The organism is Streptantibioticus ferralitis, assembly GCF_029223525.1.
GTDB classification, from domain to species: domain Bacteria; phylum Actinomycetota; class Actinomycetes; order Streptomycetales; family Streptomycetaceae; genus Streptantibioticus_A; species Streptantibioticus_A ferralitis.
Genome location: NZ_JARHTQ010000048.1, coordinates 1 through 14089 on the forward strand (window position 1 = coordinate 1; position 14089 = coordinate 14089).

Below are 14089 nucleotides of genomic sequence, written 5' to 3' on the forward strand. Positions count from 1 at the left end.
GTCAACACGCCGAGTCGCACCTGATCAGACAATCCCACCCACGAATGAAGCACGCCCAGCCCAACGGCCCGCGGACCACTCCGTCACGGGTAACCCTTCACCACATCAAGCAACGGCATTGGGGGGCCGGGTCACGGTCGAGTCACTGGACATGACGAAGCCGGAGCAGGTCACCGCGCTGCGCGAACGCCTGGCGGAGCGCACCCTCGGCCTGCTGTTCGTCAACGCCGCCATCACGAGGGGCGACATTCCGATCGGCGACGTCCTGGAGGAGATGTTTGTCGAGGTCATGGTCACGAACGCGCTCAGCCCGATGCGCGTGGTCGAGTCCTTCCGCTCGCTGGTCGCGCCAACCGGGACCATCGGCGTCATGTCCTCGCGCCAGGGCAGCGTCAGCTTGAACACCAACGGCGGTCAGGACGTCTACCGCGCCAGCAAGTCCGCCCTGAACCAGTTGATGCGCGGCTACGCCGCCCGGTACGCCGACGCCGCGCACACGCTCCTGCTCATCTGCCCCGGCCGTGTCCGCACCGAACTCGGCGGACCGGACGCACCGCTGACCATCGACCAGTCCATCCCAGGCGTGGTGGACACGATCGACCGCCACAGCGGTGAACCGGGTCTGCAATTCCTCAACTACCAGGACCAGCCCGTGCCCTGGTAGCAGCCGTCGCAGTGACATTCCGGCCAGGAGAAGACCACGGTCAGGTGCTCTGTTCCGGCCAGGCGACGAGGCGGCGGGCGACATGGGCGAGGCGGGTGATCCGCGCCCTGGAGGAATATCGCCCTTGGGACTGGTGGGCTTGCATGTTGAGGTGTCGCGTATCCCTTGGGCAGGCGGGTGCGCCTCGATGTCGGCCTTCTCTGGTACCCAAGCACACAAGGCAGGACGGCGGGCGATGCGTCTGCGGCCATTCCGTGATCGCGGCCAGGGACTTTGCGCCAGCCGGTACCGCGCAGGCGGCGAGGGCGAGGGGTTGGCGCCACCCCTTGTCTCGGCACGGGTCGGGCAGCACGGCCAGGCAGGCGAGCAGACCGGAGTGCTCCCCGGGTGCGGGCGGTCGGGCAGCGGTGAACTGGCCCAGGCCGGTGGGAATGCGCGACGATGAACGGGCAGGCACGATCTTCCGTTCTGGTGATCATCAGGGACTCGACACCTGATGATCACCCGTCGATCGGGCCTGCCCGCATCCCACCCGGGGGCACGAAGTCCCCAGCCTCATCGGCCACCTGAACCGGCATCCGGACAGACTTGCTGAACGGCACCGCCCCGCGGCCGGCGCCGACCGCTCGACGAGCCCGTCGAACCCACCAACGACCCGCTGCGCCATCCAGTCAGGCAGCTCGTCGCCCTTGCGGAAACGCTATCTGCGTAAAACTTGACGCGCACCGCGCAGGTGGCCGTCTCCGCGGCTGGTCAGGTGGTGGTGGCAGGGGTGTGGAAGTAGTGGCCCTTGTCGAGGTCTTCGAGGAGGCCGGGGTGGGTCGGCTCCCAGTCCAGCAGTTCGCGGGTCAGGGTGTTCGACGCCGGGGCGTCTACGCCGAGGAATGCACCCAGCCAGGCGAAGTGCCCGGCCGCGGCCTCGGGGGCCACGGCAGTCACCGGCACGTCGAGGTGACGGCCGATCACCTCGGCGATGTCGCGGATCGCGACGCCCTCCTCCGCGGCGCCGTGCAGCACCGATCCGGCGGGGGCCTTCTCGGCCGCCAGGCGGAACAGCCGTGCGGCGTCGAGGCGGTGAACGGCCGGCCAGCGGTTGGCACCGTCACCGATGTAGCCGGAGACACCCTTGTCTCGGGCGATGGCGACCAGGGTTGCCATAAAGCCGTGGTCTCCTTCACCGTGGCAGGTCGGAGAGAGCCGCACCACGGATGAGCGCACGCCGCGCGAGGCGAGTGCGAGCACCGCCTGGGCGGTGGCCGATCGGATCGAGATCGGCGAGCCGTCGATCGTGGGCATGTCCCGCTCGGTCGCCAGATGCCCCGGCTTGAGGCCGACCACCCCGGAGGCGAGGACGAAGGGGCGGTCGGTGCCGGCGAGCGTGTCGCCGAAGGTGTCGACGGCGCGGCGATCTGCCTCGGCGGCGCCCTGGAAGTCGCCGGTGAAGGCGATGTCGTGCTTGAAGGCGAGGTGGATCACCCCGTCCGACGCGGCGGCCGCGTCCCGCAGGACGTCGAGGTCGTCGACGGTGCCACGGACGACCTCCGCCCCGGCCGCGGTGAGCGCGGCCGCGGAGGCGTCAGAGCGGGCGAGCCCGACAACCCGGTGCCCCGAATCGATGAGCTCGGGAACGACGGCGGAGCCGATCCAGCCGGACGCGCCGGTCACAACGATGCGCATGGGAGGAACCCCAGACTGTTGATGTCGGTGACTGTCATCGATGCTAGCACCTAATGTCAGCTGCTGTCATCACGTGGGATCTGCACATGGGTGGAAGGGAGCCGAACGCGCGCGGACGCCTGGCGGAAGCGGCGTTGGAGCTCTGCAGCGAGCGCGGCTACGAGCAGACCACCGCGGCGGAGATCGCCAAACGGGCCGACCTCACCGAGCGGACCTTCTTCCGGCACTGCGCCGACAAACGAGGGCGGCGGTTGATCACGTAGCGCAATCCCCGGGCCCCGCAAGCGCCGTTCGGACGACTGCGGGTCTCTCGTCGCATGAAGCGTTCGAGGCCGCAGGCGTAGACGGCGCCGTAGCGGGCCACGGACATCGCACGGATACCCGCCCCTGCGTTCGAGGAGCGCCCTCGCAAGGCGCCTGACCACGCTGCGCGCAGTGGGACCCGCGAAGGGGTCATGTGCGGCGCGACGTCACCGGCGTTGCCGCGCACTGCCGCAGAATGTCGCGCACGGTGAACCGCTCGAGTTCGGTTGCCACAGCGTCGGCAACCGTTCGATCGAGATCGGTGAGCGCCTTCTGCACACCGCGGCCCACCGCGCACGCCGGGTCGGGTCCGTGCAGTCCGAGTACCGGGTCGGTGCCCTGGAGGACTCGCCAGACCTGCGCGAGTGTCACGGCCTCGGCGGCGGCGGCCAGCTCCCAGCCTCCGTGCACGCCCGGACGCGACCGCACCAACCCGGCGTCACGGAGCGGGCCGAGCACACGGCGCACGTAGACGGGGTTGACGTTCGTGCTCCCGGAGAGATCCTCCGAGCTCACGGGGCGACCTTCGGCCACGCCGGCCAGGTAGGTCAACACGTGTACGGCGACTGCGAACTGGGTGTTGGTGGACCGTGCCATGCCCCCATCTTGCCATATCGCAATCATCACGACTACAGTTTGGGCGAACCGCAACCACAATGATTGCGAATTGGAGTAGGTATGACGATAGCCATCACCGGAGCCTCCGGCGCCCTGGGACGCGCCAGCACCGCCTTGGTACTGCAGGCCGTCGACCCGCGGGAGGTCGTGCTCACCACGCGGCACCCCGACGCCCTCGCCGATCTCTCCGCTCGCGGCGCCGACGTACGCCGGGTCGACTTCGGCGACCCGCGCACGCTCGCCTCCGCGTTCACGGGCGTCGATCGGCTGCTGCTCATCTCAACCGACGCGATCGGGTCACGTCTGGACCAGCAACGCGCAGCCATCCTGGCCGCTGCCGCCGCGGGTGTCCGGCACGTCGTGTACACCTCCGTTCCCGAACCGGTCCCGGCCAACCCGGCCCTGGTGGTCGCAGACCACGCCGGCACGGAGCAGGCGCTGCGTGACAGCGGCATGGGGTGGACGGTGCTGCGCAACAACCTGTACGCGCACATGCAGTTGCCGGTCATCCAGCAGGCGGTCGCGTCGGGCCGCCTGGTGACCAACAGCGGCACCGGCGCCATCGCCCATGTGACCCGTGAAGACTGCGCCGCGGCGGCCGCCGCCGCCGTGACCCAGGACGGACACGAGGGCCACGCGTACGACATCACCGGACCCGAGGCGTTGAGCGCCGCCGACCTCGTGAGCCTCGCAGGCGAGATCCGCGGCCGCGACGTCGAGCTCGTCAGCGTCGACGATGCCACCCACACCGCCCACCTGCGGGCCGCCGGGCTCCCGGAGGAGGCCGCAGAGCTCGTGACGTCGTTCGGCGCGGCCGCCCGCGGCGGCTTCCTCGCGAACGCCAGCTCAGCGGTCGCCGACCTGACCGGCCACACACCCACCGCGCTGGCGGATGTGATCCGGGCAGGGCTGAAGACCTGACCGTGGGTCTCGCCGGGGCAGTGGCCCGGCGAGACCCACATCCAAAGCACGCCGAGTCGTCAGCAGGGCGAGAGCCGAATCGGCAGCTCCGACTTCGCCGCCGCCTTCGCCGACCAGATCCCGGACGCGACAGCCGCGCGTCGCCGGGTCGCCGTCCCGCGGTGAGACCCGGCATCCCGGCATATGAACAAAGGAACCTGGCAATGACACAGAAGACGAACGCCGATGACCAGGCGCGCGCGGCGCCCGTGCGGAGCGCTTCCGTCCTGCTGATCCTCGCAGCTCTCGCCGCGCTCGGACCGCTGTCCACCGACGCCTACGTGCCCGGGCTGCCCCAGCTCGCCGAGGATCTGCACAGCCTTCCCTCGACGGCCCAACTCACGGTGACGACCTGCCTGATAGGTCTGGCCGTCGGTCAGCTTGTCGCGGGGCCGATGAGCGACGCGTTGGGCAGGCGGACACCCCTGCTCCTCGGACTCGCCGTCTACACGGCAGCAGGGCTTGCCTGCGCCATCGCCCCGAACATAGGGACCCTTGTAGTGTTCCGCGCGATTCAAGGCGGCGGCGGCGCCTTCGGGCTCGTGATCGCCTACGCGTACGTTCGTGACCTTCACCAGGGGAAGGCCGCGGCTCGCTACCTCTCGCTCATGCTGCTCGTGACCGGCCTCGCACCGGTGCTCGCCCCCCTCGTGGGCGCCCAGATCCTGAGGTTTTCGGGCTGGCGCGAGATCTTCGTCGCGCTCGCCGCGCTGTGCGCCGCCGTGCTCGTCGCATGCATCCGCGCGTTGCCGGAGAGCCTGCCTGCGCACCGGCGCCGGCCAGGCGGCCTGCGGGCAACCGGCTCGGTGTACGTCCGCCTGCTGAAGGACCGGGCTCTGGTGGGTTACGCGCTCACCAACGCGTCGGTGTTCTCGGCCATGTTCGCCTACATCGCGGGATCCCCCTTCGTACTGGAGCACATCTACCGTCTGACCCCGCAGCAGTACAGCCTGGTGTTCGCCGTGAACGCGTCAGGCCTCGTCGCCGCAGCGCACGCGAGCGGACGACTCGTCCGCCGCCTGGGCCCACTGTTTCTGTTGGGCGGCGGCGTAATCGGCTCAGTGGCCGGCGGCGGCGCCGTGCTCCTCGTCGTCATCACCAACGCGGGACTTTGGCCGCTGCTCGCCGCCCTGTTCACCGTCATCACGAGCGTGGGACTGGTCCTGCCGAACGCCCCCGCGCTGGCCCTGGAATCGCACGGCTCCCACGCAGGCGCCGCATCGGCACTGCTCGGCTTCACCCAGTTCCTGTTCGGCGGTCTCGCCGCACCCCTGGTAGGGGTCCTCGGATCCGGCAGCGCGCTGCCCATGGCCGCGGCCATGGCCGGACTCGCAGTCACCGCGTCGATCATGCTCATCGCGCTCGTACGGCCAACTACCCCGCTACCACTCGCAATCTGCCCTCGAAGCTGAACCCTTCACTCTCACGGCAGCACCGATCATCGGACGACCAGCGGCGCAGACCGCACCCGGAGGTTCCCATGACCAGCAAAGACCACAGCGATTCTGTCCACCTGCGCCGCCTGGCGTGGGCTGGCGTCGAGATCCGCCTCGGCGATACCCGTGTGCTGATCGACCCGCTCGAACACGCCGAGCCGCTCGCCCGCTTCCTCGGAAAGCCACGACGCCCTCTCCCCGCCATCGACGCCCCTCCCGGGACACACGCCCTGATCACGCATCTACACCCCGACCACTACGACCATGAGCTGCTCGCACGGCTCGCGGTCTCCGGGACCATCGGCTGCCACGCGCCGATCGCACCGACACTGACCGAGGCTGGCATCGGCGCGATCCCGCAGGAGCTTGGCCAGCCCCGCCGCATCGGCCCATTGACGGTCACGCCGGTCACCTCGCTGGACTGGCGAGGGGACGACGCCGACCAGGTCGCCTGGGTCGTGGAGGGCGCCGGCCGACGCGTCATCCACTGTGGTGACACCATGTGGCACGGCAACTGGTGGCAGATCGCCCGCGACCACGGCCCCTTCGACGTCGCGTTCGTACCCGTGAACGGCGTCATAGCCCGCTTCGAAGGCTACGAGGCCAACGTGCCCGTCACCATGACACCGGAACACGCAGTTGAGGCCGCCGCCGTGCTCGGGGCGACCACGGCCTGCGCGATCCACTACGGGCTCTTCCACAACCCGCCGACCTACACCGAGCAGCGCGACATCGAACAGCGCTTCCGACAGGCCGCCGAGGCGCGCGGCATCACGGCAGCGATCGTCGACGACGGCGAACCTGTCCCCCTCCCGCCCACAGGCCAATGACCGCCCGGCAGGAGACCTTGCCGGTGGTGGGCGGGGCCGCCTCCCTCATCACCGGCGAACGACACCTGCGCACAGTGCTCGGCAAGTACGCCGAGCACTACGACACCGGCCGAGCCCACCGCGGCCTGGACCTACGAGCACCACCAGCACCTCCCTGGGTCCAGGTCCTGACCTGACACCCAGGGAGGGAAGACGCTCCATGGTCCATCCGATGCGGGCAGTGCGCGCCCGGCTGTTCGTCTCCGCGGGGCAGTACCTGATCGTCGGCGACCCTGATCACGTACCCGTCCCAGAACGGCGCCCACCGGCGTGACCCTCACCGCGACCGACGGAGCGCTGCTCCTCCCCGGGCTGAACACAGGCGACATCTCGGCAACTTATGCCGAAAGGGATTCCTTCGCCGCGTCACCGCCGAGCGGGACCGGTTCGAACAGGGTGGGAGGCACGGGGGGCGTTGCGAGGAGCGCACTGATCCTTGGTATCTGGTCGGCCACGCTCGAGCTGTGCTCCGTGAACGCCTCGATCGAGGCGAACATCTGGACTACCAGCAGTGGACCGGTGTCCTCGCCGCGCGTGCGGTGCACGGAGTAGTGCATGCACCCCGGTTCAGCACGGATCTGCTGGGCGAGCTCCGCCAGGACCGCGACGAGGTCATCGCGTCGTCCGTGCTTCGGCTCCATCGTGGACACGGCAACGACCGCGCCGGTCCCGACCGGCTGGGCGGCCTGGAACAGTGCCAGCGCCTCGTCGGCCTCAGCCCGGCTGCGCATCCGGATCTCCCGCCCGCCCACCGCGGCTGCGGCCGACGCCGCGACCGCGACCGCACCGACCTGGTCGGCGGTCACCCAGTCCGGATCATCGGAGCCGACGAGGCGGGTCCTCACCGGCCCGAGCACCAGGGCGAAAACCCGCTGCTGTCCTGCGAGCTCGGCCTGGAGGACCTGCTGCATCATCAGCAGGGCCGCCTGCTCCATGCTGACCAGGCCGCTGCCGGGTACCGGCGTCGACGCGGAAGCCCCGACGATCACCGTGTACGCGCCGCGGGGGTTCAGCCGGGGCAGGAAGGCCCGCACGACGGCTACATGCGCGGTCGCCAGCCCGACGAAGGCACTCTGCCAGTCGGCCTCATCGATCTCCCAGACCCGCTTACCGACCCACCACCCACCGATCGGGGCCACCACGTCATCGACACCGCCGAGCCTGCGCTCCATCTCGTCGGCAAGCCGCTCGGCACCGGCGAACGTCGTGTAGTCGTGGACCACGAGGTGCAGGCGGTCGGTCGCCGCGTCACCGAGCACTCGCCGGAACTCCTCCGCCCGCTCCTGGGTGCGGGTGGGGACGACAACGTCCGCACCGGCGGAGAGGTAGCCGCGGACGACACCCTCACCCACGGCGCCGGTACCGCCCGGAACGACGACCCGGCGACCGGACAGGTCGGGAAGGGCATTGCTGCTGCGCATGAGATCACTCCTCGGGAGCGGTGTGGGGCAGTCGGTCGGGGGTCCGCCACTGACGCCACTCTTATGTCGGCCCTGCATGTTGGCCTGACCAACGTTGACTAGGCCAACATAGCGCAGGAGTGTTGGGAAGGCCAACGGTTAGGATTGGGGGATGACGGACACAGACGATGCCTTGCAGCCCCCGGCCCGGCTGCGTGGGCTTGTCAGCTGGCAGGCGAGCAAGGCGTCAACGCTCGGCGCCCGGCTGACCGCCCGACGCCTGCCGCTGGGAGCCCGCGCCGATTTCGCCGTGCTGGCAGCTCTGGAGGAGTACGGGGCGCTCAGCCAAGCCGACATCGGCCGCCGCCTCGGCCTTGACCGCAACGACGTCAGCGGCGTCCTCAACCGCCTCGAGGGCCGCCACCAGGTCGACCGCCAGGCCGACCCCGCCAACCGGCGCCGCAACGTCGTCACCCTCACTGCCGCCGGCAGGCAGCACCTCGAAGAACTCCAACAACACACCGATGCCGTCCAGGACGAACTCCTCGCCGGCCTCGACGCCGCGGAGCGCCAACAGCTCCACTCCCTGCTCGCCAAGCTGCTCGACAGTCACAAACCGCAACCGGCATAGCGATGTCCGGGAGTGCGGCGCCGTACACCCGCGGCCTCGCCACGGGCACCTGAAACCGCCAAGCGGGAGACGGCTGACGCGGGGCACCTGCGGAATCTGCCGAGGATGATTACGGTCACCGGAGCCTGGCGCGCCTGCTGTGGTGTGGGAGCGGTGGCCTGTGGGGGTTCTTCTGAGTCGGGCGGTGGTTACCGGTTATTCGCGGTGCTCTGTTTTTCTCTGGTGTTCCGCGGCGCTTTTTCCGGCTCGTCTGTGCGCTGGGGCCGGCTCGCGGGCGGCATCGGACCCGGTGCCTGGGCCTTCGATGCGGGTGGGGCTTGCACGGTTGGGGTGGTGTGGCCGTGGGCGGTGTGGAGCACGTCGAGGAGTTCGCAGGCCGGGTCGGGGGCGAGGGTGAACATCCTTGCGCCGTGGAGAGGTTGGGCTCGGGTTCCGGTGGTCGTTGTCACGGTTCCCTGTGCGTCGAGGTGGGCTCGGGCGGGCCATGCGTCAGCGTTGAGGATGATGACGGCCAGCTGGCCTCGGGCCGCTCGGTCGGCGGCGGATTTCAAGCGCTCGATACTGCCGGGGTCGAGGTCGCAGACCAGCAGGTCCATTGGCGGCCTGTCCTGCAATGCCTCGTCAAGTTCGATGTCTGCGCGGCGCGCACGATGCAGGAGGGTGCGTTCGACCAGGGCAAGGGCTTCAGTGCAGTCGCGCGTGATGGTCCACGCGGGCACGGGCTGCGTGAGGTGGGTGTCGGCGAGGAGGCGCTGCGCGGTGGCGGTCGGGGTCAGCAGCCGTACCTTGGGATGACCGGGGCGCAGGCGTTCGGCCGCGCTCAGGACGGCGACAGCCAGGGCGCGGGCAGCTGCATCTGCTCCTGGGCCGGTCAAGGCAATGCCGCCGGCAATGGCGAGGAGGTCGGCGTCCTGTTCGCGGTCATCGCGGATGGCGCAGACCACCGTCCCCGCTGCGGACGGCTCGGCAAGGGCCACGCGCCGCTGGAGGAGGGTCTCGGCCGTCTGCTCGGCACTCTGCTGAGACGAGGTGTGGCGGGTGGCCAGGTGCGCGGTGGTGGCGGCCCGCACCGCATGGGCCAGGGGCGGGGGCGCGGCTGTGGTGAGGCCTGGCTGACGGCGTCGACGGGCGTGCGCGCGGGCGAATCCTACGGCGGCGGCGATGCCCGCTGCCGTGGTCACGCCGATCACGGAGGCGGTACCGACGCTGATCTCCGCGACGTGCTGCTGTCGATGAGGGCCGGGTGCGATGGCTGGCGGGTGCTCACCCGTGTGCTGCGCCGGGGCGCCGGCCTGCGGCGCTGGTGAAGGCTGCTGCTGGCGCGGCACGAAGGCTCCGGTCGCTGGCGGCACGGTCGTACCGTGCGCTTGGGGGGTGGTCGGAACGTGCGGGGTCGGCATGAGGGTTGGAGTGTCGTTGCTGGTGGGGAGGTGGAGTGTCCAGCCGGGGTGCAGCAGGTCAGGGTCGTGTAGCCGGTGGCCGTCGTCTTGGATCCGGCCGCGGTTGAGTCGGTAGATCACCGGCCAGCGCAGCGGATCGCCCAGGTGGGCGCGGGCGATGTCCCACAAGGTGTCCCCGGGGGCGACCATGTACGTCGTGGTCCTGAACTGCTCAATGTGCCGCTCGCGCACCGTCTGGTGCTGTGGCGTCACGGGTGCGGCGGCGGAAGCGGCAGGAGGCCGGGCTGACGCAGGACTGGTCGCGGTGGCGCGCGCCGTGGCACGGCGCCAGATCACCGTCAGCGCGAGCAGCAGTGTGCCCACCAGGAACGCGGCAGCCGCCCGGTGCGTGGGGAGCGTGCGCAGGCGAGTGCGCAGCAGGGTGACATCGCCAAGGAGGGTGCCCAGTTGCCGTGTTGCCCAGGAGGCTTCGCGGATGAGCGAGACCATGAAGGCGGCCCAATACACCCATCCGGCCAAGGCGAGGAGTCTGGTAAGCAATGGGTCGCTGGCCGGCTGTGCCAGCCGGGCCCCCAGGTCGCCAAGCGAGGTGACCGGGGCAGGCCACGGCACCCCAGCGGAGGCTGCCAGGACATAGGGGATGCCGACAATGACGGCCACCAGGGCCGTCGTGGACAGCAGCAGCTGAAGGAGGGCGCACAGTCGCCCCCACGTTGTGGCGGCTGGGTTCATGGCGTTTTTCCTTGCAGCCAAGGGGTGGTGATGCCCTGCTCGGCTCGTGCCGTCGCATGGGCCGTGGTCACGAGCTGGTCGATTCCGGCGAGGGACAGGATCTGGGTGGGCTGACGATGCGTAACGAAGACCGCTATCTCAGCGCCGGTAGCTTCGGCGTGGCCGGTGTCTCCAACCGAGTCTGGATCCTTCAGGGGTTGCTCGCGGGGCAGAGCACCATGCGCGATCAGCCACAACCCGCCGCCCGCAGCGGCACCGAGAACAACCGCGTACAGCATGGTGGTGGTCATGCGCTGCGCCCCCACCGCTGCCCGTGTAGCGCCCGCTCGTCCAGGCCCGCTGCCAGCAGGACGGCAAGGGTCTCACCGCGCAGCGGCGTGGCCGGTACCGCCCGCCCGTCAGGCCCCGGCTGGTAGACCTCGTTCGAGATCACCTGGTGGCCGTCGGCGTCGACGATCTCGCGCACCGAATCGATCACTCGGCGGCCATCGGTATCCCACGCGAGGTGGACGACGAAGTGCACGGCCGAGGCCACCAGCAGGTTCGTCGCCTCCAACGACAACCGCTCCGGCGCCTGGGCCGCATAGGCGGCGAGTCTGGTGAACACTCCGCGGGAGGTAGAGGCGTGGATCGTCGACAGCGAGCCGTCGTTGCCCTGGGACATCGCGTTGCACATCGGCACGACCTCGGACCCGCGGATCTCGCCGACGATCACCCGGTCCGGAGACATCCGCAACCCCCAGCGGACCAGCTCGGCTTGGTCGATGGCGCCTTCACCCTCGATGTTCGCCTCGCGCGCCTGCATCGCCACCACATCCGGATGGGCCACCCGGTCGGTATCCAGGCCGAGTTCGAAGGTGTCCTCGATCGTCACCAGCCGCTCGTGCGCGGGGATGGCCGAGGCCAGGGCGCGCAGCACGGTGGTCTTACCGACATTGGTGCCCCCGGCGACGATCACGTTGCGACGGGCCCGCACCAGCGCACCCAAAAGGTCCGCCATCGGCTCGTCGCACACCCCCAGCCGCACCAGATCGGCCAGAGTGGCGGCGCGGAAGCGGTGGCGGCGAATCGACAGCGACACCCGACCGGTGACCGCCATGACCGCGAACAAGCGGGACCCATCGGGCAGGCGGATGTTCAGTCTCGGGACGGCGCGGTCGAAGCGCCGCTCCTCCAACCCGGCGCGCGCGGCGATCTGCCGTACCACCTCGACCAGTTCCTCATCCGACGCGGCTAGTGGCGCGGCGCGGTGTTTGGTGCCGTCCGCGTAGCGCACCCACACGGTGTCGGCTCCATTGACCGCAATGTTCTCCACCCGCTCATCCACCAACAACTGCTCCAGCGGCCCGAGACCGAACAGGGCGTCCAGCACGGCCCGCTCGATCCGTTGCTCCGCCCCCGGTTCCAAGGCCGGGCGCCCTGCCGCCAACTGGGCTGCTGCGTGGGCGTTGAGCTCCTCGGCCAGCAGGCGGCGGACCACCTGACTGCGCCGTTCGGCGTCCTCGGGCGGCAGACCGGCTTGCTCCCGCGCGTGCGCGTACCCCGCCATCCGCCCGGCGACCTGCTCCCGCAGCAGATCCACCAGCTGCTTCTCACTCGCTCCAGCGACCGTCGTCCACGGCACTCCCGCCGCATCCGTCACCGTGCTCACCGCACGTCACCTTCTTCCAACGTCCTTGCGGCCGCCTGTCCGGGAACCGGACGCGCGGTGGTGAGCGAGGTCAGGTCCCGCCCTGGGCTTTCACCCGACTCCACTACCGGGGTGACCAGATGCCAGGCCAGATCGCTGGCGGCACGCACGAGCGGGGCGGTGCGCCATCTGCGCGGTGATGCCGAAGCCCGGCCAGCCAAAGCTCGCGCCGTGCGCGCATCCCACGGCATCCGATGCACCCGCTGCACACCCAGGACCTCACGGATCTCGGACGGCGGATACGGGCTGGGGCCGACCACGACCAGCTCCACGCACCGGCTAGACCCGCGCAGGTCCGCCGCCGTCGAAGCGGCGTGAGCCAGCGCGTCCACCTCACCCCGGGACACCAGCAGCAACCGATCAGCCGCCTCCACCAGCCAGGCAGTCTCCGGCTGAAGCCGCCCGACATCCACCAGGACAGACCCGTCGCTGCCCATACCCGCCCGCAGCAACGCCGCACCATTGCCCGCGAACAGCCTCACGGCCGCAGCAGCCTGCTGCGCACCCGTCGGCCCCACCACCACATGCGCCCCGCCCGGCAGCAGTTGCACGCACTTCCCCAGCACCTGCTGCACGCGCTTCCCCAGCACCTGGGGCGACACCGCACGGCGAGCGGCAGCGGCAGCGGCAACGGCCATCAGTCCGGGCGAGTCCGACAGCTCGAAGCGCGCCGCCACATCACCGCCGGACGGGTCCGCCTCCACCACCAACGGCCGAGGCTGCCGGTCGGAAGTGGGCCAGCACTCCGCCAAGGCCAATATCAGCGTCGTCGCCCCAGGCGAGCCCTTAGCCGACCCGATCACCACCAGCGCCCGGGTCACGGCACCTCCCGGCCCACGGGACTGAGCACCACCCGACGCGGCTTGTCGATCCGCGCCGCCCGCCCGGCAGCGGTGGTGTCCGCCAAGACCGTCACCACCGAGGCCGCCGAATCCCGGTCTCCCGCCGCCACATTCGACAGCCAGCAGGCTGACAGCACTGCTGAAGGAGATACCGGGAGTTGCTCGGAAGTCGGTCTTGTATCCGATGAGCGCTCCTTGGAGCCAGGGGGGTCTTCCGACCGGATTCGGCTGTCCGTACGCCCCGACGTGCCGGCTTCTTCGGTGCACTTGGCACCGGAAGAGTGCACTCCGGCGATCAGCCGTCTCCCGCCATCAGCCAGAGCGGACGCGGCCGTGACCGCTACGGGGAGTACGCCAGACACCGCCAAAACCGCCAAGCACGCTGGCCACCCGACTGGAACCGCCATCAACAAGTGCCTGATTCGTGCAGGTAAAGAGCCGTGACCTTCCAGGCATCCTTCTCACGAGTAACCGTCGCGTCGGCCTTGCTACGGCTTCCCGGGCGATCGTTCTTCAGCGCGCCAGATTTCGCGTACTGCAACCAACCAGTTCCATCGACGCAGTCCTGGAGCTTGACGGTATTGGCGCCAGACGCAATCACCAATGGGTCGACCTGCGGTACTCCCTTGGTCACAATGTTCTCCGCTTGCGCCTTCTCCAAGCCGTACTTCAAAAGGCGGAGGGCCCCGTCGTCGGCGTGATCGGGAAGGTGCGGCCACCCCGGATCCGCATAGGCGGATGCCACGGCCATGTCCTTCCACATCGCTCGATAGGCGGCGAGCGCAGGGGCAGTGCTCGTATCTTCTCCGTTGCCGTTCCGCCCCCATGACGTCGCACCAACAGGCGGTGAACTGCTCGGTGTTCGGC

General features: G+C 69.8%; 15 protein-coding genes and 1 pseudogene. 7 read left to right on the plus strand and 9 right to left on the minus strand.

Annotation, left to right across the window (positions count from 1 at the left end; all coding sequences use genetic code 11):
• Window positions 1–118 precede the first annotated feature (118 nt).
• Window positions 119–664, plus strand: coding sequence for an SDR family oxidoreductase (locus P2L57_RS36970; protein WP_425574893.1), 546 nt, complete (start codon window positions 119–121; stop codon window positions 662–664).
• A 753-nt stretch (window positions 665–1417) separates the two neighbouring features.
• On the opposite strand, the gene P2L57_RS36975 is transcribed toward P2L57_RS36970, so the two are convergent.
• Window positions 1418–2341 carry an SDR family oxidoreductase gene (locus P2L57_RS36975; protein WP_275822398.1) on the minus strand — a complete coding sequence of 308 codons (924 nt, stop codon included), beginning with the start codon at window positions 2339–2341 and terminating at the stop codon, window positions 1418–1420.
• Between the two features lie 86 nt (window positions 2342–2427).
• Here P2L57_RS36975 and P2L57_RS36980 point away from each other — a divergent pair.
• Window positions 2428–2583: pseudogene (locus P2L57_RS36980) on the plus strand (helix-turn-helix domain-containing protein); the annotation flags it as partial.
• Between the two features lie 211 nt (window positions 2584–2794).
• Here the strand turns inward: P2L57_RS36980 and P2L57_RS36985 are convergent.
• Complete coding sequence (locus P2L57_RS36985; RefSeq protein ID WP_275822400.1) at window positions 2795–3241, minus strand: Rrf2 family transcriptional regulator; 447 nt, start codon at window positions 3239–3241, stop codon at window positions 2795–2797.
• A gap of 81 nt (window positions 3242–3322) precedes the next feature.
• Here P2L57_RS36985 and P2L57_RS36990 point away from each other — a divergent pair, with 81 nt between their 5' ends.
• The 4 genes from P2L57_RS36990 (at window position 3323) to P2L57_RS37005 (ending at window position 6664) form a co-directional block, all read left to right on the plus strand.
• A complete protein-coding gene (locus tag P2L57_RS36990; RefSeq protein WP_275822401.1) occupies window positions 3323–4183 on the plus strand; it encodes an NAD(P)H-binding protein in 861 nt (286 codons plus the stop codon).
• A 203-nt stretch (window positions 4184–4386) separates the two neighbouring features.
• Window positions 4387–5634: a multidrug effflux MFS transporter gene (locus tag P2L57_RS36995; protein ID WP_275822403.1), complete on the plus strand. Its 1248-nt coding sequence runs from the start codon at window positions 4387–4389 to the stop codon at window positions 5632–5634.
• A 68-nt stretch (window positions 5635–5702) separates the two neighbouring features.
• Window positions 5703–6488 carry an MBL fold metallo-hydrolase gene (locus P2L57_RS37000; protein WP_275822405.1) on the plus strand — a complete coding sequence of 262 codons (786 nt, stop codon included), beginning with the start codon at window positions 5703–5705 and terminating at the stop codon, window positions 6486–6488.
• Window positions 6485–6664: a hypothetical protein gene (locus tag P2L57_RS37005; RefSeq protein WP_275822407.1), complete on the plus strand. Its 180-nt coding sequence runs from the start codon at window positions 6485–6487 to the stop codon at window positions 6662–6664. Before P2L57_RS37000 ends, P2L57_RS37005 begins: the two co-directional genes overlap by 4 nt.
• Before the next feature lie 201 nt (window positions 6665–6865).
• Here the strand turns inward: P2L57_RS37005 and P2L57_RS37010 are convergent, their stop codons facing one another.
• Window positions 6866–7948 carry an SDR family NAD(P)-dependent oxidoreductase gene (locus P2L57_RS37010; RefSeq protein ID WP_275822409.1) on the minus strand — a complete coding sequence of 361 codons (1083 nt, stop codon included), beginning with the start codon at window positions 7946–7948 and terminating at the stop codon, window positions 6866–6868.
• A gap of 151 nt (window positions 7949–8099) precedes the next feature.
• Here P2L57_RS37010 and P2L57_RS37015 point away from each other — a divergent pair, with 151 nt between their 5' ends.
• Window positions 8100–8558, plus strand: a complete 459-nt coding sequence (locus tag P2L57_RS37015; protein ID WP_275822411.1) for a MarR family winged helix-turn-helix transcriptional regulator — start codon at window positions 8100–8102, stop codon at window positions 8556–8558.
• A 188-nt stretch (window positions 8559–8746) separates the two neighbouring features.
• Here the strand turns inward: P2L57_RS37015 and P2L57_RS37020 are convergent, their stop codons facing one another.
• From P2L57_RS37020 to P2L57_RS37045, 6 genes are all read right to left on the minus strand, one after another.
• The gene (locus tag P2L57_RS37020) at window positions 8747–10690 is read right to left on the minus strand and encodes a LysM peptidoglycan-binding domain-containing protein (protein ID WP_275822413.1); all 1944 of its coding nucleotides are present in this window, start codon (window positions 10688–10690) and stop codon (window positions 8747–8749) included.
• A complete protein-coding gene (locus P2L57_RS37025; RefSeq protein WP_275822415.1) occupies window positions 10687–10980 on the minus strand; it encodes a hypothetical protein in 294 nt (97 codons plus the stop codon). Before P2L57_RS37025 ends, P2L57_RS37020 begins: the two co-directional genes overlap by 4 nt.
• Window positions 10977–12341 (minus strand): TadA family conjugal transfer-associated ATPase, encoded by a 1365-nt coding sequence (locus tag P2L57_RS37030; RefSeq protein ID WP_275822417.1) that lies wholly within the window; start codon window positions 12339–12341, stop codon window positions 10977–10979. Before P2L57_RS37030 ends, P2L57_RS37025 begins: the two co-directional genes overlap by 4 nt.
• The gene (locus tag P2L57_RS37035; protein ID WP_275822419.1) at window positions 12338–13201 is read right to left on the minus strand and encodes a CpaE-like family protein; all 864 of its coding nucleotides are present in this window, start codon (window positions 13199–13201) and stop codon (window positions 12338–12340) included. The genes P2L57_RS37030 and P2L57_RS37035 overlap by 4 nt, the downstream gene beginning before the upstream one ends.
• Window positions 13198–13359, minus strand: coding sequence for a hypothetical protein (locus P2L57_RS37040; protein WP_275822421.1), 162 nt, complete (start codon window positions 13357–13359; stop codon window positions 13198–13200). Before P2L57_RS37040 ends, P2L57_RS37035 begins: the two co-directional genes overlap by 4 nt.
• A gap of 269 nt (window positions 13360–13628) precedes the next feature.
• Entirely contained in the window at window positions 13629–13973 is a 345-nt protein-coding gene (locus tag P2L57_RS37045) for a hypothetical protein (protein ID WP_275822423.1), read from the minus strand.
• Window positions 13974–14089: the final 116 nt, after the last annotated feature.

Bases quoted from the DNA above. Each gene is read 5' to 3' on its own strand.
- P2L57_RS36975 (WP_275822398.1), bottom strand. From the start codon at position 2,341: ATGCGCATCGTTGTGACCGGCGCGTCCGGCTGGATCGGCTCCGCCGTC.
- P2L57_RS36985 (WP_275822400.1), bottom strand. From the start codon at position 3,241: ATGGCACGGTCCACCAACACCCAGTTCGCAGTCGCCGTACACGTGTTG.
- P2L57_RS36990 (WP_275822401.1), top strand. From the start codon at position 3,323: ATGACGATAGCCATCACCGGAGCCTCCGGCGCCCTGGGACGCGCCAGC.
- P2L57_RS36995 (WP_275822403.1), top strand. From the start codon at position 4,387: ATGACACAGAAGACGAACGCCGATGACCAGGCGCGCGCGGCGCCCGTG.
- P2L57_RS37000 (WP_275822405.1), top strand. From the start codon at position 5,703: ATGACCAGCAAAGACCACAGCGATTCTGTCCACCTGCGCCGCCTGGCG.
- P2L57_RS37005 (WP_275822407.1), top strand. From the start codon at position 6,485: ATGACCGCCCGGCAGGAGACCTTGCCGGTGGTGGGCGGGGCCGCCTCC.
- P2L57_RS37010 (WP_275822409.1), bottom strand. From the start codon at position 7,948: ATGCGCAGCAGCAATGCCCTTCCCGACCTGTCCGGTCGCCGGGTCGTC.
- P2L57_RS37015 (WP_275822411.1), top strand. From the start codon at position 8,100: ATGACGGACACAGACGATGCCTTGCAGCCCCCGGCCCGGCTGCGTGGG.
- P2L57_RS37020 (WP_275822413.1), bottom strand. From the start codon at position 10,690: ATGAACCCAGCCGCCACAACGTGGGGGCGACTGTGCGCCCTCCTTCAG.
- P2L57_RS37025 (WP_275822415.1), bottom strand. From the start codon at position 10,980: ATGACCACCACCATGCTGTACGCGGTTGTTCTCGGTGCCGCTGCGGGC.
- P2L57_RS37045 (WP_275822423.1), bottom strand. From the start codon at position 13,973: ATGGCCGTGGCATCCGCCTATGCGGATCCGGGGTGGCCGCACCTTCCC.